The 17,588-nt window shown below is 40.7% G+C and carries 20 protein-coding genes; 8 read left to right on the top strand and 12 right to left on the bottom strand.

Features of this window, described 5'->3' with window-relative positions; translation table 11 throughout:
* Nucleotides 1–2 precede the first annotated feature (2 nt).
* The 3 genes from MKX52_RS03015 to MKX52_RS03005 all read right to left on the bottom strand — a co-directional run bounded on the left by MKX52_RS03015 (nucleotide 3) and on the right by MKX52_RS03005 (nucleotide 3,152).
* Nucleotides 3–1,088 (bottom strand): DUF58 domain-containing protein, encoded by a 1,086-nt coding sequence (locus tag MKX52_RS03015; RefSeq protein WP_342491445.1) that lies wholly within the window; start codon nucleotides 1,086–1,088, stop codon nucleotides 3–5.
* 101 nt (nucleotides 1,089–1,189) lie between these two features.
* The gene (locus MKX52_RS03010) at nucleotides 1,190–2,152 is read right to left on the bottom strand and encodes a MoxR family ATPase (RefSeq protein ID WP_119124491.1); all 963 of its coding nucleotides are present in this window, start codon (nucleotides 2,150–2,152) and stop codon (nucleotides 1,190–1,192) included.
* Between the two features lie 100 nt (nucleotides 2,153–2,252).
* Nucleotides 2,253–3,152 (bottom strand): cation diffusion facilitator family transporter, encoded by a 900-nt coding sequence (locus MKX52_RS03005; RefSeq protein WP_342491444.1) that lies wholly within the window; start codon nucleotides 3,150–3,152, stop codon nucleotides 2,253–2,255.
* Nucleotides 3,153–3,634: 482 nt separating this feature from the next.
* Here MKX52_RS03005 and gabP point away from each other — a divergent pair, with 482 nt between their 5' ends.
* The 3 genes from gabP (at nucleotide 3,635) to MKX52_RS02990 (ending at nucleotide 7,308) form a co-directional block, all read left to right on the top strand.
* Nucleotides 3,635–5,023: a GABA permease gene (gene gabP / locus MKX52_RS03000; RefSeq protein ID WP_216888668.1), complete on the top strand. Its 1,389-nt coding sequence runs from the start codon at nucleotides 3,635–3,637 to the stop codon at nucleotides 5,021–5,023.
* Nucleotides 5,024–5,121: 98 nt separating this feature from the next.
* Nucleotides 5,122–6,651: a multicopper oxidase domain-containing protein gene (locus tag MKX52_RS02995; RefSeq protein WP_217016757.1), complete on the top strand. Its 1,530-nt coding sequence runs from the start codon at nucleotides 5,122–5,124 to the stop codon at nucleotides 6,649–6,651.
* Between the two features lie 282 nt (nucleotides 6,652–6,933).
* Entirely contained in the window at nucleotides 6,934–7,308 is a 375-nt protein-coding gene (locus MKX52_RS02990; protein ID WP_012009086.1) for a carboxymuconolactone decarboxylase family protein, read from the top strand.
* 215 nt (nucleotides 7,309–7,523) lie between these two features.
* On the opposite strand, the gene MKX52_RS02985 is transcribed toward MKX52_RS02990, so the two are convergent.
* Together MKX52_RS02985 and MKX52_RS02980 are read right to left on the bottom strand one after the other, a co-directional pair.
* Nucleotides 7,524–8,573 carry a hypothetical protein gene (locus MKX52_RS02985; protein WP_342491443.1) on the bottom strand — a complete coding sequence of 350 codons (1,050 nt, stop codon included), beginning with the start codon at nucleotides 8,571–8,573 and terminating at the stop codon, nucleotides 7,524–7,526.
* A gap of 73 nt (nucleotides 8,574–8,646) precedes the next feature.
* On the bottom strand, nucleotides 8,647–9,015 hold the full coding sequence (locus tag MKX52_RS02980; RefSeq protein ID WP_003213878.1) for an RlpA-like double-psi beta-barrel domain-containing protein: 369 nt from the start codon (nucleotides 9,013–9,015) through the stop codon (nucleotides 8,647–8,649).
* Nucleotides 9,016–9,225: 210 nt separating this feature from the next.
* Here MKX52_RS02980 and MKX52_RS02975 point away from each other — a divergent pair, with 210 nt between their 5' ends.
* Both MKX52_RS02975 and MKX52_RS02970 read left to right on the top strand, forming a co-directional pair.
* Entirely contained in the window at nucleotides 9,226–9,900 is a 675-nt protein-coding gene (locus tag MKX52_RS02975; RefSeq protein ID WP_088004270.1) for a hypothetical protein, read from the top strand.
* A 124-nt stretch (nucleotides 9,901–10,024) separates the two neighbouring features.
* Nucleotides 10,025–10,492 (top strand): hypothetical protein, encoded by a 468-nt coding sequence (locus MKX52_RS02970; protein WP_342491442.1) that lies wholly within the window; start codon nucleotides 10,025–10,027, stop codon nucleotides 10,490–10,492.
* A 45-nt stretch (nucleotides 10,493–10,537) separates the two neighbouring features.
* On the opposite strand, the gene MKX52_RS02965 is transcribed toward MKX52_RS02970, so the two are convergent.
* The 3 genes from MKX52_RS02965 to groES form a co-directional block, all read right to left on the bottom strand.
* Nucleotides 10,538–10,954: a hypothetical protein gene (locus MKX52_RS02965; RefSeq protein ID WP_342491441.1), complete on the bottom strand. Its 417-nt coding sequence runs from the start codon at nucleotides 10,952–10,954 to the stop codon at nucleotides 10,538–10,540.
* A gap of 539 nt (nucleotides 10,955–11,493) precedes the next feature.
* Entirely contained in the window at nucleotides 11,494–13,128 is a 1,635-nt protein-coding gene (gene groL / locus MKX52_RS02960; RefSeq protein WP_012009082.1) for a chaperonin GroEL, read from the bottom strand.
* A 55-nt stretch (nucleotides 13,129–13,183) separates the two neighbouring features.
* A complete protein-coding gene (gene groES / locus MKX52_RS02955; RefSeq protein WP_003214120.1) occupies nucleotides 13,184–13,468 on the bottom strand; it encodes a co-chaperone GroES in 285 nt (94 codons plus the stop codon).
* A 230-nt stretch (nucleotides 13,469–13,698) separates the two neighbouring features.
* Between groES and MKX52_RS02950 the strand changes: the two genes are divergently transcribed.
* Genes MKX52_RS02950 through MKX52_RS02940 form a run of 3 tightly spaced genes read left to right on the top strand, consistent with a single transcriptional unit; the run spans nucleotide 13,699 to nucleotide 15,307 of the window.
* Nucleotides 13,699–14,433 (top strand): CPBP family intramembrane glutamic endopeptidase, encoded by a 735-nt coding sequence (locus MKX52_RS02950; protein ID WP_342491440.1) that lies wholly within the window; start codon nucleotides 13,699–13,701, stop codon nucleotides 14,431–14,433.
* Nucleotides 14,430–14,624: a YdiK family protein gene (locus MKX52_RS02945; RefSeq protein ID WP_003213897.1), complete on the top strand. Its 195-nt coding sequence runs from the start codon at nucleotides 14,430–14,432 to the stop codon at nucleotides 14,622–14,624. Before MKX52_RS02950 ends, MKX52_RS02945 begins: the two co-directional genes overlap by 4 nt.
* A 56-nt stretch (nucleotides 14,625–14,680) precedes the next feature.
* Nucleotides 14,681–15,307: an NUDIX domain-containing protein gene (locus MKX52_RS02940; protein ID WP_342491439.1), complete on the top strand. Its 627-nt coding sequence runs from the start codon at nucleotides 14,681–14,683 to the stop codon at nucleotides 15,305–15,307.
* 38 nt (nucleotides 15,308–15,345) lie between these two features.
* Here the strand turns inward: MKX52_RS02940 and tatC are convergent, their stop codons facing one another.
* From tatC to moaC, 4 genes are read right to left on the bottom strand one after another with little or no spacing between them, the layout of a single operon-like run.
* The gene (tatC, locus tag MKX52_RS02935; RefSeq protein ID WP_238389094.1) at nucleotides 15,346–16,110 is read right to left on the bottom strand and encodes a twin-arginine translocase subunit TatC; all 765 of its coding nucleotides are present in this window, start codon (nucleotides 16,108–16,110) and stop codon (nucleotides 15,346–15,348) included.
* A gap of 6 nt (nucleotides 16,111–16,116) precedes the next feature.
* Nucleotides 16,117–16,296: a twin-arginine translocase TatA/TatE family subunit gene (locus MKX52_RS02930; RefSeq protein ID WP_012009077.1), complete on the bottom strand. Its 180-nt coding sequence runs from the start codon at nucleotides 16,294–16,296 to the stop codon at nucleotides 16,117–16,119.
* A 27-nt stretch (nucleotides 16,297–16,323) separates the two neighbouring features.
* Nucleotides 16,324–16,977, bottom strand: a complete 654-nt coding sequence (locus MKX52_RS02925; protein WP_012009076.1) for a redox-sensing transcriptional repressor Rex — start codon at nucleotides 16,975–16,977, stop codon at nucleotides 16,324–16,326.
* Between the two features lie 15 nt (nucleotides 16,978–16,992).
* Nucleotides 16,993–17,484, bottom strand: a complete 492-nt coding sequence (gene moaC / locus MKX52_RS02920) for a cyclic pyranopterin monophosphate synthase MoaC (RefSeq protein ID WP_012009075.1) — start codon at nucleotides 17,482–17,484, stop codon at nucleotides 16,993–16,995.
* Nucleotides 17,485–17,588: the final 104 nt, after the last annotated feature.

Here is a 17,588-nt window from a genome sequence, read left to right as displayed (position 1 = left end):
TGTCACCTCACAGTTCTTTCGTGCAGCCGGTCTTCAAATAAAACGGTCGTGCGTATTCCCGATGCCTTCAGCCGGTCTACAAGCTGTTTTTCTTTTGCCGTGTATCGATCCACGGCTCTCTTCACTAAAAGAACAGTGATGTTCTTTCTATTTCGATTTCCAAAGAGGCTCTCAGCAAGCTCTTCATGTAGATGACCCGTAACGACATATTTTCCAGCGTATTGGTACTCACTCGCTACGAACGCTTTATATTCAAGTGCGCGAGAAGGATGGTGCTGCACCCTTGTTAAAAAATAAAGCATGTCCTGCAAATGAGACTCTCCTTGATCCACTCGAAAGACATGTTGATCACCAAGTGGGACAAGGCCTGTCGGAACTCCTTTTTTCACTGCCGATTGGAGAACTGAAGCTGTAATAGAAACGACGGTCTCAAATGCCGCTTCATCTGTAAAATCAGCAAAAACGACAAGATCCTTTGTTTGATTCTGTTCAAATTCCTTCGTCATCAGCTGGCCTCTTCTAGCTGTCGTCTTCCAGTCCACCCAGGCAAAACGGTCTCCTTGCTGGTATTCCCTTACACCTGTTGTCACATGGGTCGGTTCATTTAACCAAGAGTGAACCGCTTTGCCTCCATTTTCATTCAATGACTCAGCAGACTCAACCTGAAGATCGAGCATTTTCGGATAAACAAGCAGCTTTTTTTCTAACGGGATGATGACTTCTTTCTCCACAAAACCAAACATATCCCCCGTTTTGATTCGAACCGCTGACAAATGATGTTCCCCGCGCATGACATCATTCAATTGATAGGAAAAACGCCACGTTTTCCGAAACCAAGGAAACAGCATTTGCTTCATTTCAATTTGTTCCTTTAAATGAAAGGTGTCTGGAGGATCATCCTCAATCAAGACGTAAACGTATGGAAATGGATTTGTCCGCTTGATTTCAAGGTCAACGGACAGCACGTCTCCTGCCTTCAAGCGGGTTTGTTGTATAGTCCTTTTCGCTGTCACTCTCAGCGGAACGAGCGCAAACAGCAAAGCATACAACGCATATGGTAAAAATGCATAAAAAAGGAACCAACTCACAAACCCTCCCTGAAACATGGCATAACAAAAAACTGCCGCAGTGAGAATAATGAGCATCATCACCCGTAACCATAATGAAAAAGCGAAACGATGACCTAATTTCATTGAGTCATCGACTTTTGAACTGGCACGCCAATTTGTTCAAGCATTTGTCGCAGCAGTGTCTCCGCCTTCTTCCCTTCATACGTCGCTTCTGATGTCAAAATCATTCGATGCGGTAATGTATAAGACGCCAAATACTGTACATCATCAGGAATCACATAATCTCGCCTGTTCAACAGTGCATACGCCTGAGCCGCTTTCATAAGGGCGATCGATCCCCTTGGACTCACACCTAGATAGACAGATGGATGCTGACGCGTCGCCTGTGCAATTTCCACAATATATTCTTTAATGGATACATCCACATGAATGGTCTGAACCGCTTGCTGCAGCGCATGGATATGATCCTTTGTCATCACTGCTTGGAGCGTATCAATCGGGGACTGCTTTTCCTGCAAGTTGAGTACCTCCAGCTCTTCTAGCATGGTCGGGTACCCCATTTGGAGCTTGAATAAAAAACGATCCATTTGCGCTTCAGGTAACGGATAAGTCCCTTCATACTCCACTGGATTCTGCGTAGCCATGACGAAAAAAGGATCAGCAAGCAACATTGTTTCTCCGTCCACTGTCACACTGCCTTCCTCCATCGCCTCGAGCAATGCAGACTGTGTTTTTGGAGAGGTACGGTTGATCTCATCAGCCAAAATGATCTGTCCCATAATGGGTCCTTGCCTAAATTCAAATTCATTTGTCTTTTTATTATAAATCGACACACCTGTTACATCAGATGGCAAAAGGTCAGGAGTGAATTGAATTCGCTTAAACTCACAGCCAATCGATTTTGCCAAAGCACGAACCATCATCGTCTTCCCAACACCAGGCACATCCTCTAGTAGCACATGCCCCTTCGCCAAAATCGCAACAAGGCTTAATATCGCAATGTCTTTCTTCCCAACCATGACTTTATTGATGTTATCTACGATTTTTTGTAAATCTGAATGCATTGGTTCATCAAATGCCATCCTGATCCTCCTATCACGTTTCCGTAATTTCATATAGTCTAACTTTACCATACAACGCGCAATTGCATAAAACATCAACACGTAGAAAAAAGAAGCCTTCTCACGATGGAAAAGACTTCTTCTCTTCTTTTGGCTCTCCTGCTGGCTCCATATGAACATGAGAATGTAAAATATCATGTTCCTTCTTCATTCTACGTTCAATCTCATCTGCAATATCATGGCTTTCTGCAATGTTCAAGTGCGGCTCGACCTCCACTACTACATCCACATGGACCGTACTTCCGAGATAGCGTGCCTTAATATCTTTCAAATCGCCCACACCAGGTGTTGCTTCAATGGTCTCTTTATATTTGGACATATCTTTTATATGAAAACCATCCGTTAACGAATGAGAAGCATCTCTGAAAATCTCCCACGCCGTTTTACAAATAATGAGTCCAATAACAAACGCTGCAAGTGTATCAATCCATGCCAGCTGAAATTGAGAGGCGATAATCCCTACAAATGTTCCGATACTCACATACGCATCTGATTTATTATCAGCTGCTGCTGCATGAAGAGCCTGGCTATTGATCCGTTTGGACAGATTACGGTTGTAAATATACACACCATACATCAACACAGCACTTCCTGCTGCCGTCCAAGCTGCGATCATATCAGGCGTTTGATGCTCTGATGAGAAGAGCGACTGGCCTGCACTCAGCAAAACCTGAAGTCCAACAAGCATCATAATAAAGGACGCCACAAGAGACGCAATGTTCTCTGCTCTAAAATGACCGTATGGATGATCTTCATCAGGCGGCTTTTGAGAAATACGAAGTCCAATCAACACTGCAAGAGATGCAATAATATCCGTCGTATTATTCAATCCATCTGCCGAAAGCGCCTCTGAATGAAACGTATACCCAATCAGAAGTTTCACCGCAGATAAGATCACATAGGCAATGATGCTAACCCAAGCACCTGTTTCACCTTGTCTTAATTCGTTATAGCGCTCCATGTCGAACCGCGCCTCCTCACACATCACTTTTCTATTATTTATCTTACAAAGCAAAGCCCGTGTGGGTCTACAGCAACATGATTCGCTTGTGTCAGCAAAATAGGATACATAGAAATGTGTTGACCTAAGTAAACTTATTTTTACAAGGTCAATTGACCTCAAGACCTACTCCTATCAACCTTTTCCTCATTCACTCTGTAAGGTACATTTGGGAAAAATCACTCTTACTAGTAAAATTTCAGAATAATTTTATTTTAAGACACAACTTCTCTTCATCCGATCTTATGCTATTTTTAAGAATGAACAGAGGAAAAAGAGGGAACATAATCTCTCAAATCCTTTATACTTTTTAACATCATGTTAAGAGGTTTGAAATGTCAGTTTGATAACCTGTCCAATGCTGAATGACAATTCAGTATGATAAAATTTAAAATATTCTAAAAACAAATTCTCTATCAAGAGAAATGTTTGGAGGTAAAGACATGTCCAACATGACAAACGGTCTTCAAAAAAATCTTAAAACAAGACATATTTCCATGATCTCCATTGCCGGAGTTATTGGCGCAGGGCTATTTGTTGGTAGCGGCGCTGTCATTCATTCTGCAGGGCCTGGATCCATTCTTTCATATTCTTTTGCCGGACTTCTCGTAATCTTTATTATGAGAATGCTTGGAGAAATGGCATGTGCCTATCCGACAAGCGGTTCCTTCTCACAATATGCGAGCGATGCCATCGGTCCATGGGCCGGTTTTACAATTGGTTGGCTTTATTGGTTCTTCTGGGTGATTGTCATCGCCATCGAAGCCATTGCCGGTGCTGCCATTATTCAGTATTGGTATGGAGATGCACCTGTTTGGCTCACAAGTCTTATCCTCACTATCCTCTTAACATTAACAAATATCTTTTCTGTTAAATCTTTTGGCGAATTTGAATATTGGTTCTCATTAATCAAAGTCGTCAGCATCATTCTATTCCTACTCATCGGTTTTGCATTTATCTTTGGTTTTGGTGGTCATCATACTGTAGGTCTTGCCAATTTAACAGGGAACGGCGGTTTCCTTCCAAATGGATTCAGCTCTGTTTTACTCGGAATTGTCGTCGTCATCTTTTCCTTCATGGGAACCGAGATTGTGGCAATAGCGGCCGGAGAATCAGCAGACCCGGTCAAGTCTGTGACAACAGCTACCCGCTCTGTTGTATGGCGTATCATCGTGTTTTATGTCGGTTCTATCGCTGTCGTTGTGACCTTGCTTCCGTGGAATTCAGCGAGTATTTTAACAAGTCCGTTCGTTGCAGTATTAGAATACATCGGCGTCCCATCAGCAGCTCAAGTCATGAACGTCATTGTTTTAACAGCCGTTCTATCTTGCTTAAACTCCGGATTATACACAACCTCCAGAATGCTTTATTCATTGGCAGAAAGAGGCGAAGCACCGAAACGCTTTATGAAAATCAGCAAACGTGGCGTTCCTGTAGCCGCTACAGTCGCTGGCACCTTCTTTTCTTACATTGCCGTCATGATGAACTACTTTTATCCTGAAACCATCTTTTTGTTCTTAGTCAATGCATCCGGTGCGATTGCCCTTCTTGTCTACTTGGTCATTGCTGTGTCACAATTAAGAATGCGTCGTAAAATCGAAAAAGAAAATCCAGAACAGCTCAAAATCAAAATGTGGCTGTTCCCATATCTCACGTATTTTACCATTTTGGTCATATGCGCCATCTTGATATCGATGCTGTTTATCGAATCAATGAGACCGCAGCTTATTTTGACGAGTATCATTACCTTCAGTGTGCTTGCCGCTTATTTCATCTTTAAACCAAATAAAAAAGTTCCTGCAAATGCAACGCTTGAAAATAAACATCCGTAATGCTCCCGCTGAAAAGCGGGTTTTTTATTTTATTCACCTATTTTCATGTCCGCACTTATACTGTATCAAATTGAATTTTTAAGTGAGGATTAGACAACATGAACCTAGAAAAATTTGTTGACGAGCTGCCAATTCCAGAAGTTGCGGAGCCCGTCAAAAAGAACCCACGACAAACGTATTATGAAATCGCTATGGAGGAGGTATTTCTAAAAGTTCATAGAGACCTGCCCCCAACCAAGCTATGGACCTATAATGGCAGTTTGCCTGGTCCAACCATTCATGCGAATCGAAATGAAAAAGTCAAAGTGAAATGGATGAACAAATTGCCACTTAAACATTTTCTACCGGTCGATCACACGATTCACGAAGGCCATCATGATGAACCAGAAGTCAAGACCGTCGTTCATTTACATGGCGGCGTCACACCAGCAAGCAGTGACGGCTATCCAGAGGCTTGGTTTTCACGAGACTTTGAAGCAACCGGCCCCTTCTTTGAACGGGAGGTGTACGAATACCCAAATCATCAGCAAGCCTGCACATTGTGGTATCACGATCATGCGATGGCATTGACACGATTAAATGTGTACGCCGGATTAGCTGGATTTTATTTGATCTCAGATGCGTTTGAAAAATCGCTAGAATTACCGAAGGATGAGTATGATATTCCGCTAATGATCATGGACCGTACGTTTCAAGAGGATGGCGCGCTGTTTTATCCAAGCAGACCGAACAACACGCCAGAAGACAGTGATCTACCAGATCCGTCTATCGTGCCCTTCTTTTGCGGAGAAACCATTTTGGTCAATGGAAAAGTATGGCCATATTTAGAAGTAGAACCACGAAAATACCGTTTTCGTATTTTAAATGCGTCTAATACAAGAACTTACGAGCTGCATCTAGACAACGATGCGACGATTTTACAAATTGGATCTGATGGCGGTTTTTTACCAAGACCTGTTCACCATCAATCCTTTAGCATTGCTCCTGCTGAACGATTTGATGTCATCATTGATTTTTCAGCTTACGAAAACAAAACGATCACCCTTAAAAATAAAGCTGGCTGCGGACAGGAAGTAAATCCTGAAACAGATGCCAACATCATGCAATTTAAAGTCACACGTCCACTAAAAGGGAGAGCACCTAAAACTTTACGGCCTATATTCAAACCGCTTCCACCACTTCGCCCTAGTCGAGCTGATCAAGAGCGTACGCTCACTCTTACCGGTACACAAGATAAATATGGCCGCCCTATTTTATTGCTTGATAACCATTTTTGGAATGACCCTGTCACGGAAAATCCTCGGCTTGGCAGTGTAGAGGTTTGGTCCATCGTCAATCCAACAAGGGGCACACATCCCATTCATTTACATCTTGTTCAATTTAGGGTGATAGACAGAAGACCATTTGATACAGAGGTCTATCAATCGACAGGGGACATTGTGTATACAGGACCGAACGAAGCCCCTCCTTTACATGAACAAGGCTACAAGGACACCATTCAAGCGCATGCCGGTGAAGTCATTCGAATCATTGCTCGCTTTGTTCCATACAGCGGCAGGTACGTGTGGCATTGTCATATATTAGAGCACGAGGATTATGACATGATGAGGCCGATGGATATTATTTAGTCACATGAAACCGATCCCCAGTGACAAAGATATGTATTGAGTAAATCATGTCAAAGGGCTAACAGACAGCGATATATTAGCCCTTTCCTTCCTTTTCATTGAATCATTCTAAAATATAACAATGCATGACTTAAAATGACATTTATTTGTACATTCAACACTTAAAAAATTGACGCAGCAAACCGATAATACTACTATATACCTATTGCATCTAACATAAGGCACATTTGCCACAATGAACGAACAAATGGAAAATTGCGATAAAAAACGGAGGAGTTCAATTTGAATGAAGAAAAAGAGACTTGCCAGATCACACAAGAAACAACGGCAGGTAACATAGAGGAGCTTTCAATTCAGAAAAACGAGAGCATTCGGTCAAATATTGAACAGCTAACAATTGAACTCGGTGAACAAAAAGAATTCAACCACTTCATTTTAGATGAAAAACAAAAGGCCATCATCACATTATCTGCCCTCATTACAAAAGGCGATAGTGATGAAGAATTAAAGACTCATTTTGAACAAGCATTACATATCGGACTATCTGTCATAGAGATCATGGAGATTATTAAGCACTGTACAAAAGTTGCTGGATTCCCGCACTCCATTAATGCCCTGTTTATTTTTCAAAACTTATTAGACCATAACACCAAATAATTCAGTGAAAACGAGAAGCTTTCTGTCCTCTCGTTTTTTTATGTCCACTCATATTACTCTCTTTCTTTTCCTCTGTCACATAAGCAAAATATGAAAATACCACACATATTCCACCTTAAAAACTGATTTTCCTTACATAAATTCCTCAATTTATGCACCATGTCAAACGGTAAAATAAAAAAACGTCCAGTTATATCAATAACTGAACGTACCTTTTACCGATTGACAGTGAAATTATTAACAATCCCGCCATCTTTCTCCCAAGCGGCATCCACTGTTTTCTTCTTAATATTGTATTCAAATATTGTTCTTACCTTTGCTTTTCGACCGGTGTCATCCTTTAATTCTTTTGCGTTTTTAGCAACACCTAAGAAATAAACAGAAGATCCATCCGTAGAAAATTGCGGCTGTGCGGCACTTAAAATATGCACATCCTTACTATTCTTAACGAGTGTCGTCGTTTTTCCCGTTTCTACATCAAGCATTTTTATAGTGGATACTTCTTTTTCTTTTCGCACCTTCACTTCTGTATAAATCAATGTCTTATGATCTGGTGAAAATGAAATATCATTGATCGTTTGTGAGATGCGTGCAATTTGCTTTCCCTTCGCGCCTGTCTGAAGGGTGATCTTCATGGTCGTTGGTTCAGGGTCTCTTCCCTTTTCATTCGCTTCATCGGTTTTCTTGTAATCTTCTTTTAAGGAATAATGCTGGATTGCCAGATGATTTGACGCCGGATCATAAGCAAAAGAACTTACCGTGGCATCCTTACTTTTCTCTGGATACAATACCTTCACTTTGCGTGTGTTGACATCAAACATAGCGACATAAAATTGTTCCCCGGAATCCTTATTATATCTAAGATATAACTGTTTCCCGTCTCCAGACAGCCTCATACTGTCGATGGAATCATGACTCGTAAAAAGCGTTTTTTCTTCATCTTTTTTTATATTCAGTTCTCGAATACTCACTTTTTGCGTGTCTTCATCCGTGTACGTGTAATATAAAAGCTGTTTCGTAGAATCATAAGCAATCGAAGGATAGGCGGTCAGTTTCTCTGTATGGAGCGCCCGATCATGCAGATAATACGTATTGTTTAACTGCTGATCTGTAAATGAAACGAGTAATTCGTCTTTTGCATCCTGATTTGTTTTCACTTTTCCCGCATGCTTCGCCTCTTGCCCCGGCTTCATTAAAAAGAAAATGACGGCCGCAATCACTGCGACTCCGATGACTGTGATGATCCACCATGTTGATTTTTTCATTGCCTTTCAGACCCTCTCTACAAGAAAAGAAGCCAGAAAATGAACTTTTCCCGCTTCTTTGCATGCCTATGTATTAATAAGTGTAATGCCCTTTTACGACACCTTTACTTGTTTTATACCCTAGTGCTTTGAATGCTTTTGGGCTGACATCTAATACAGCGTTTGGCATTCTACCTACATCATATTTATATACTGTAATCACTTTATGTGGTTTCGCTTTTGTTGTCACTCTTAGTTTTGTACCTTTTTTCGGTACGTCAAATCCCATTTTAGTTGCAGCATCCCAATGACCGAGTTTTTTTCCATCTGCGCCTTTTTTACCGACACCATTATACCAAGTAATATTGCCGCTTACTTTTTTTGCACTTGCTCCATGTGAGAAACTAAACGCCAAAAATAAACTAGCTACTGTTACGATTGTCGCGATAAGCTTTTTATTCATTAAAAAATCCTCCGTATTTGGTTTCTGCATTCATTATACATGAAGATGCACCCAGTTATTTTACAGACACATTACAATTCGAATACAAGTTGACCACTTTTTGACCGATTTTTTTCATAAATACTTCCAAAAGGAGCCAGAACATTGTAAGTAGACCACCATCTTTCATTTTATATAATGAAAGTGAATCAACTTTAAGGAGGAATTTTCATGAAAAAATGGTTTATTGTTTTGAGTGTAAGTTTGACCTTCGTTTTGATGCTATCAAGTATCCCCGCATCTGCAGCTAGCCCTCGTCACGGCGCGATTGTGACACAAACGGATGAGGCCAAATGGTCGGGTATCTCGGCTGATATTGTCTTGCCGAAAACAGCTACCATTAAAAATGGCTATGCGGACTGGTATCTCGGTCTCGGCTCTGCCGTTATAGAAAGTGGTATTTCAAAAACGCCTTCTGGCTATAAGGTCTTTCTAGGTAGCGGCTCGCAAGGCGGCAGTCAATACTGGAACAGTAAATACGATAAGAGCATTAAAGATGGCGCACGTGTCAATTTAAAGCTCATCAATAATGGTGATGGCACAGTGTCACTATACGTCAATGGGACATTGCGCTATAAACAGCCTATTTATAAGCCTAGCCGTTTGAAAAACCTCGATGTCGTCAAAATGGTACATGGCGTACAAGATAATGGAACAAACAGCTACTCACAAGCAAGCTTCTCAAATGTACAGCTTCGTGCGAATACTTCAGGTAGTGTCTATAAAAATTGGGATGGATCCATCAAATCATCGCTTTTACGTAAGAATTTAGAGTCTGGTGCTGCGGCTCCAAAATTCACTGTCATTTCTTCTGTTCCATTAAGTACAAGCCTTTCAGCACAATAAGAAAAAAAGCGCCCGATAGAGGGTGCTTTTTATTGTTCACAGCTTATCAACACTTCTCTTTTAATCAAATCAAGGATTCGTGGTAACATAAACATACATACTGCGAGAAAAAAGGAGAACGAACGTGAGAAAAAGTCTACTTGTTTTCATGAGCCTAGTTGCAAGCCTCTTCATACTAGCAGCTTGCTCAAATACAACAAACGAACAAAAAACAGAAACGAAGGCACTTCCAACGATCAATGAACGCATTCAAAAAGAAACGAAAGAAGTGATGGAACAGTCTAAACTTATAAAAGACACGGACATCACCGTTGATCAAAAGAAAAAAATCATTTCTTTAAACGTAACAGCTTCTTCTGATACCAATAGTGATTACGCTGAAGTCATCGGTTTAAACTTTGCCAAAACGCTTGCCATTGGAGCTTCAACTGAAAAAGAAAACAACCTGCACAAACCCGAAAATGACAGTCTTGGCGCCCTGTATTCTTTTTACGACCTAAACATCACCGTGAAACAAGAAAACGGCAAAGTGCTGGCAAAGGGAACGAAAAAAACAAATGAAACAAAGATCACTTGGGAAAGAGCCCAATAATTTAGAAAAGCTTGTAGAGGATCGCTCTACAAGCTTTTTTCAAGTTTATAGAAACAAATCGTCTCTCATCGCATCGACCAGTGTGTGAATATCTGAGTGAGCCCATGATGCTAATCGTGCCAACAAATCATCTATACACTCATACAAATGACGTTCCATCAAAATATACTCCTTATAAAATGGAATGACAAAGAAATAGAGCAAATCAGCCAATTCAAGCGCAACGATATCGTTATCCTCAACTTCTAACGCCTGTCCAATACGTTGAATCAACCAATGCAAATCTGCTTTCTTTTCAATCGGAACATACATGATTTGATGAATATAATCCGTATCCTTCGTTTGTAAAATCCGCTCAGCCGCTTCCTTTGACAGCGCCCCAATTTCTGTAGAAGATATATTCACAACCGCTAATTCATCCTCTGATCTCACGTGATTCATTTGCAGCAAGTTTTGGTCCATTTCGACTCACTCCCCATTCTCAGATACTTTTATTATAAGGAATTGATCTGATTTTTTATGGAAATAGTGGATTTTTTTATGTAATTTTAAAGAAAATGTGACATTATAAGCCAAGGTATCTTATATCTCTCAAAACAAAAAACACTATTGATCATAAGAGTGCTTTTCTCCCTGGCTTTCAAATGTTTACAGCATGTTTGTTCATCTTTCTCTTCAAACGTATTACACATAGCAATAAAAATCCCACTCCCTATTCGGAAGTGGAATTTCACTCTTTCTTTATTTATCACGCTTTTTCGATCCAAACAATCCAAATACGACGGCCAATGCAACAATAATCGCTACCCAAGTAGTAAAGCCCATGTGATCACCGCTTTTCTTTTTAAAATCATCTCATTTCTTCATTTTAGATAAAAATTTTAAAATCACTGTCTCTTATGTAAACGATTGAGAAGCGGCGAAGGTTTCAATTCATTATTATTTCTGACTAGATGAAGACAAAACAAAAACCCCTATATTTCAAGGGGTTTTTGCGGGTGTTACATCATTCCACCCATACCGCCCATGCCGCCCATATCCGGCATTCCGCCGCCTGAGCCGCCTTCTTCTGGTTTGTCAGCAACGACTGCTTCAGTTGTTAGAAGCATTGCTGCAACAGAAGCTGCGTTTTGAAGTGCAGAGCGAGTTACTTTTGTTGGGTCAACGATTCCTTTTTCGATCATGTTTACCCATTCGTTTGTTGCTGCGTTGAAGCCTACACCAATTTCTTCATTTTTCAAGCGCTCAACGATGACTGATCCTTCAAGACCTGCGTTGTGAGCGATTTGACGAATTGGCTCTTCAAGAGAACGTAGAACGATGTTCACACCTGTTTGAACGTCACCATCTGCTTCGATTGAAGCGACTTTTTTGTATACATTCACAAGTGCTGTACCACCACCGGAAACGATACCTTCTTCAACTGCTGCACGAGTTGAGTTGAGTGCATCCTCGATGCGTAGTTTACGCTCTTTTAGTTCTGTTTCAGTTGCAGCACCAACTTTGATGACAGCGACGCCACCAGCTAGTTTAGCAAGACGTTCTTGTAATTTTTCTTTATCGAATTCAGAAGTTGTTTCTTCAACTTGCGCACGGATTTGGTTCACACGTGCTGCGATTTGAGCAGAATCTCCTGAGCCTTCTACGATGGTTGTGTTTTCTTTTGTCACAACGACTTTAGACGCGCGACCAAGCTGACCGATTTCAGTTGATTTCAGGTCAAGTCCTAGGTCTTCTGTGATTAATTCTCCGCCAGTTAGAACAGAGATGTCCTCAAGCATAGCTTTACGACGATCACCGAATCCAGGTGCTTTTACTGCCACTGCGTTGAATGTTCCACGAAGTTTGTTCACAACAAGTGTTGCAAGTGCTTCGCCTTCTACATCTTCAGCAATGAGCAATAATGGTTTTCCTTGTTGTACAACTTGCTCAAGTACAGGAAGGATTTCTTGAATGTTTGTGATCTTTTTATCAGTGATTAAGATGTAAGGATTTTCAAGAACCGCTTCCATCTTATCAGAATCCGTCACCATGTATGGTGAAGCATATCCGCGGTCAAACTGCATTCCTTCAACCACTTCAAGCTCAGTTGTGAATCCTTTAGATTCTTCGATTGTGATCACGCCGTCGTTACCTACACGCTCCATTGCTTCAGCGATTAGGCTTCCAACTTCTTCATCTGCTGCAGAAATAGACGCAACTTGAGCAATTGATTCTTTGCCTTCGATTGGTTTAGAAATCTCGTGCAAGCCTTCAAGAGCTACTTTTACTGCTTCTTCGATCCCTTTACGAACGCCAACAGGGTTTGCACCAGCTGTTACGTTTTTAAGACCTTCACGGATCATCGCTTGAGCTAGAACTGTTGCAGTTGTTGTACCGTCACCAGCTACGTCGTTTGTTTTGCTTGCAACTTCAGCCACAAGTTTTGCACCCATGTTTTCAAATGCATCTTCTAATTCGATTTCTTTTGCAATCGTTACACCATCATTTGTGATAAGTGGAGAACCGAATTTTTTCTCTAGAACTACGTTACGTCCTTTAGGTCCTAAAGTGACTTTTACAGCATCTGCAAGTGCATCTACACCACGTAACATCGCGCGACGTGCTTCTTCACTGAACTTAATATCTTTTGCCATAATAACGAAACCTCCTCAGTCTTTTTAAAAATTTATTTCAAAGTTTTTTATGTGATTAACCAATAACAGCTAAAATGTCGCTCTCACGAAGGATTAAATATTCTTTACCTTCATATTTCACTTCAGTGCCTGCATATTTTGAGAAGATAATGCGGTCGCCTGTGTTTACTTCTAACGCAACGCGCTCACCACTTTCAAGTACACGACCTGAACCTGCTGCAACAATTTTACCTTCTTGCGGTTTTTCTTTTGCAGAATCCGGTAACACAATACCGCTAGCGGTTTTTTCCTCAGATTCAACGAGTTCAATGATTACGCGATCGCCTAATGGCTTTAACATAAGAAACAACCTCCTCAATTTTTATATGTAGTCTTTTTTTAGCACTCATCACCAGTGAGTGCTAACACATTTATTATAATAAAGAATGTCTTCTGCAATTTCAAGTAAAAACCTTTAAAAATTTTTACGCTTTCATGATCTTTTTTCAACTCAGATTCTTTCCTTTTCATCGAAAAAGAAGACTTGTGTTACAATAAATCTAGTTCTTTTAGTAAAGGGGTTTTCGTTACTTGAAAAAACAATATTGGTACATCATCTTAACGTATATATTGGTGCAGCTTTCTGCGTTTCCGTATGTGTTCATTATGAAGTGGCTAGGTTACATTCAGACACCGATGACACAAGCAGAGCTCTCTAAATTGTCAGGAACATGGACAATCATTAGTTTCTGTGTCGGATTAATCATTATTCTGCTCATCCTTCGGACTGTGCCAAAATCTTCACTTCGAAATGAAGCACCGGTTTCAGTCGGCGCGGCAATCGTTTGGATCATTGTCGGTTTCTTTCTTTCCCTCTTAGCACAATCAATTGCGGGGGCGATTGAACAATATGCATTTGGCATTGGCCGAGAATCCGAAAATACTCAAAACATTTTAGCCATTATGGATGCAGTTCCATGGCTTGTGATTGTCATCGCCCTGATTGGACCGATATTAGAGGAAATCATTTTTCGAAAAATCATCTTTGGTGTGGTTTATGAAAAAACGAATTTTTTCATTGGAGCACTTGTCAGTTCAGTGGTTTTCGCTGCTGTACACAATGATTTTCCCCACATCTTGCTCTATACCGCCATGGGCTTTACCTTTGCCTTTTTATATGCGAAAACAAAACGAATCATTGTTCCAATCGGTGCTCATATGCTGATGAACTCGCTCGTTATTCTTGTGCAGATTGAGCCAGTAAGAAAAATGATTGAAGAACAATCTCAAACAATGCAAATGATTATTGGAGGCTTTTTCTCATGAGAAACCCTGTTGTATGGGGCATCATTTATTTTGCCGTAGGTGTGGCTTTCACCTATATGGCTATTCAAAATCCAGGTGACATGTGGTCATTTTACAGCATTTTGCTGATGGTGTTTGCGGCCTATAATATCAATATCGCGCTTAAAATGTTTGCCTTCTCTGTCAAACTCAAAAAACAGCAGCAAAAATAAATCAAAAACCATTTTCCGTACGTGGGAAATGGTTTTTTTATGGGGGACACGTTTTCATGGAACAAGAAAAACTGAACATCCTAAATGAGCAGCATGAAACGATTGGAGTCGCTGCCCGATCAGATATCCACGCCCAAGGCCTTTGGCATGAAACCTTTCACTTCTGGCTTCTTAAAAAGGAACATGACATTATGTATCTCTATTTTCAGCTAAGAAGTCCCGTAAAAAAGGATTTTCCTTTTCTGTTTGATATCACCGTAGCAGGTCATCTTCTTGCAAATGAACAGCCTTCTGACGGTATGAGAGAGGTAGAAGAAGAGATCGGTCTTACTATACCTTTTGAGGATTTGACCTTTGCAGGTGTTATACAGGATGAAATCCATCTACACAATTTTACTGATCGTGAATTTTGCCATGTCTATCTTTACGTCCATCCAGAAGAGCAGATGAACATTCAATTACAAAAAGAAGAAGTCGCTGGACTTTACAGAGCAAAGCTAATGGATGCACAGCAGCTATTCACTAGAAAAATTGACAACATGAAGCTGGAGGGTTTTGAAATTGATAAAGCCGGAGAACGACGTAAGGAAAGCAAAGTAGTCAGTGTAAAAGATTTTGTCCCGCATGAACCCGCCTATTATGAGCATCTATTCCAAGCAATCAATCAATTCCTGTCAAAATAGAAAAAACATCGTGACCCTTATTTGGATCACGATGTTTTTTATGAGACATCATCATTTTCTTTCTCCTCTGTCTCTGTTTGCTGCATTTTACGATAGGTCACTCTCGAAATGACAATACTCACTTCGTACAATACGAGCATCGGCAAAGTAACCATGAGGTGGGAAACGATCTCTGGCGGTGTAATCAGTGCGGCAATGACAAGGAGGACAAAATAGGCATACTTCCGTATTTTTGATAAAAACATCGGTGTGATGATGCCAAGTCTTGTGAGAAACATCAACACAACGGGCATCTGAAACAAAAAGCCAAATGGAAGTGTTAACTGCATCAGAAATGTAAAATACTCATGAATCCCAATGACTTGCTCTACATTTAAATCATTCGACATCCGTATCATAAAATCAACGACAAACGGAAACAAAATAAAATAAGAGAAAGCCACACCGCTTAAAAATAAAAGCAGTGCAATCGGAATATAAGCAAGTGTCACCTTTCTTTCTTTATCATATAAGCCAGGGCTCACAAACGCCCATAGCTGATACAAAATCACGGGACACGTCAAAACCAAAGCAATGACAAATGCGAACTGCATAAACACGTACAGAGGATCTGTGAGCTTAAACGCGTTCAGCGTCAGTGTTGCCGCTTCATCCGTATTTTGTAAATATACAATTACCGGCTTAGCGAGAAAAAAACCTGCCACCATAAAGGCAACAAAGAACATCGCAATGACCACTAAACGTTTTCGCAGTTCCACAATATGCTCCATAAGCGGCATATCTTTGACATTCATGAAGCTCATCCTATTCTACTGATCTTCTTTTTTCTTATTTTCTTCCTGATCATCAGCTAAACCCTTTGTGGCATTTTTGAATTCACGTAATGTATCTCCTGCTGCTCTTCCTAATTGAGGAAGCTTTTTCGGCCCAAAAATAATGAGCGCAACAATCGCAATCAGAACCAAACTTCCAGGACCAATCGGACCCATTTGCTCCACCCCCTTTACCCCTTTTCGTCAATCCTCCTGTGTAATAGAGTAATGCTTTAAGAAATACACAAGAGACTGAAGTTCAACCGCCAAATCTATATGATGAATTCGAATGTGTTCCGGCACATTCAATCGGGCCGGCGTAAAATTAAGGATCCCTTTGATGCCAAGGGCAATCAAACGATCTGTAATGGGTTGAGCTGCTACGGCAGGTACTGTCAAAATGGCAACAGGTATATCTCCTACCTCTTGAACATGCTCTTCAAGCTTATCCAAATCATAGACAGGCACGCCGCCTATCTCACTACCTATTTTACTCTCATTGACGTCAAAAGCCATTGAAATTTTTGTATTATTATTTTTGATGAAATTATAGTGTAAAAAAGCAGTCCCTAAATTCCCGACACCGATGAGCATGACATTGGTCATTTCATCTTGGTCAAGTGTCTTTCTGAAGAAAGTCAAAAGGTAATCGACATTATAGCCATACCCCTTCTTCCCAAGTGCACCAAAGTACGAAAAATCTCGGCGAATGGTAGCAGAATCCACTTTGACTGCATCACTAAGCTCTGCCGATGAGACCCTTTGTTTTCCTGATGCATGCAGATTTTTTAAAAAACGGTAATATAGCGGCAAACGTTTGGCTGTCGCTTGTGGAATTTTTGACTGATCTATATTCATATAAGGTCCTCCAACTTAAATATCAGATGCTCTGTGAAAATCACCGTTTTTCCCGCCTGTCTTTTCAATTAAATAGGTAGGACCGATGATCATGCCTTTATCAATCGCTTTGCACATGTCGTAAACGGTCAGTGCACATACTGAAGCAGAGGTGAGCGCTTCCATCTCCACACCCGTACTTCCTTTTGTTTTCACCTGTACTTGTATGTTCAGAATGTGCGCATTTCCGTCTTCCTCCCAATCAAAGGAGATATCCACTCCTTTTAATGCAAGCGGATGACACATTGGAATAATGGTAGATGTTTGCTTTGCTGCCATAATGCCAGCAACCTGTGCAACAGACAGCACATCCCCTTTTCCAATTTCACGTTGCTCTATTTTATGAAACACTTCTTTTATCATACGAACACTTGAAGCAGCAACAGCGGTTCTCATAGTAGATGATTTGTCACTAATGTCGACCATCTTTGCTCTTCCTTGTTCGTTAAAGTGGCTAAATTGACTCATCTTTTCAACGCTCCCTCACTCAAATGATACACTATTTTTTCCTATCTGTCTTTCATTTGAATATGGCGATTGTATGTAATATTTGCTGGTTTACTGCTGATAAG

It is taken from the genome of Bacillus sp. FSL R5-0422, from assembly GCF_038610765.1.
GTDB lineage: Bacteria > Bacillota > Bacilli > Bacillales > Bacillaceae > Bacillus > Bacillus pumilus_O.
The sequence above is the reverse complement of the archived record's forward strand: the minus strand, read 5'-3'. Positions and strand labels throughout refer to the sequence as shown.

What these genes read in the sequence shown, in the direction of transcription:
- MKX52_RS02940 (WP_342491439.1), top strand. Translation starts at nt 14,681, where the DNA reads ATGGAACAAGAAAAACTGAACATCCTAAATGAGCAGCATGAAACGATT.
- gabP (WP_216888668.1), top strand. Translation starts at nt 3,635, where the DNA reads ATGTCCAACATGACAAACGGTCTTCAAAAAAATCTTAAAACAAGACAT.
- groES (WP_003214120.1), bottom strand. Translation starts at nt 13,468, where the DNA reads ATGTTAAAGCCATTAGGCGATCGCGTAATCATTGAACTCGTTGAATCT.
- tatC (WP_238389094.1), bottom strand. Translation starts at nt 16,110, where the DNA reads ATGAGCTTCATGAATGTCAAAGATATGCCGCTTATGGAGCATATTGTG.
- MKX52_RS02980 (WP_003213878.1), bottom strand. Translation starts at nt 9,015, where the DNA reads ATGAATAAAAAGCTTATCGCGACAATCGTAACAGTAGCTAGTTTATTT.
- MKX52_RS03005 (WP_342491444.1), bottom strand. Translation starts at nt 3,152, where the DNA reads ATGGAGCGCTATAACGAATTAAGACAAGGTGAAACAGGTGCTTGGGTT.
- MKX52_RS02930 (WP_012009077.1), bottom strand. Translation starts at nt 16,296, where the DNA reads ATGGGTCCGATTGGTCCTGGAAGTTTGGTTCTGATTGCGATTGTTGCG.
- MKX52_RS03010 (WP_119124491.1), bottom strand. Translation starts at nt 2,152, where the DNA reads ATGGCATTTGATGAACCAATGCATTCAGATTTACAAAAAATCGTAGAT.
- MKX52_RS02965 (WP_342491441.1), bottom strand. Translation starts at nt 10,954, where the DNA reads ATGGACCAAAACTTGCTGCAAATGAATCACGTGAGATCAGAGGATGAA.
- groL (WP_012009082.1), bottom strand. Translation starts at nt 13,128, where the DNA reads ATGGCAAAAGATATTAAGTTCAGTGAAGAAGCACGTCGCGCGATGTTA.
- MKX52_RS02985 (WP_342491443.1), bottom strand. Translation starts at nt 8,573, where the DNA reads ATGAAAAAATCAACATGGTGGATCATCACAGTCATCGGAGTCGCAGTG.
- MKX52_RS02925 (WP_012009076.1), bottom strand. Translation starts at nt 16,977, where the DNA reads ATGAATATAGATCAGTCAAAAATTCCACAAGCGACAGCCAAACGTTTG.
- MKX52_RS02945 (WP_003213897.1), top strand. Translation starts at nt 14,430, where the DNA reads ATGAGAAACCCTGTTGTATGGGGCATCATTTATTTTGCCGTAGGTGTG.
- MKX52_RS02975 (WP_088004270.1), top strand. Translation starts at nt 9,226, where the DNA reads ATGAAAAAATGGTTTATTGTTTTGAGTGTAAGTTTGACCTTCGTTTTG.
- MKX52_RS02995 (WP_217016757.1), top strand. Translation starts at nt 5,122, where the DNA reads ATGAACCTAGAAAAATTTGTTGACGAGCTGCCAATTCCAGAAGTTGCG.
- moaC (WP_012009075.1), bottom strand. Translation starts at nt 17,484, where the DNA reads ATGAGTCAATTTAGCCACTTTAACGAACAAGGAAGAGCAAAGATGGTC.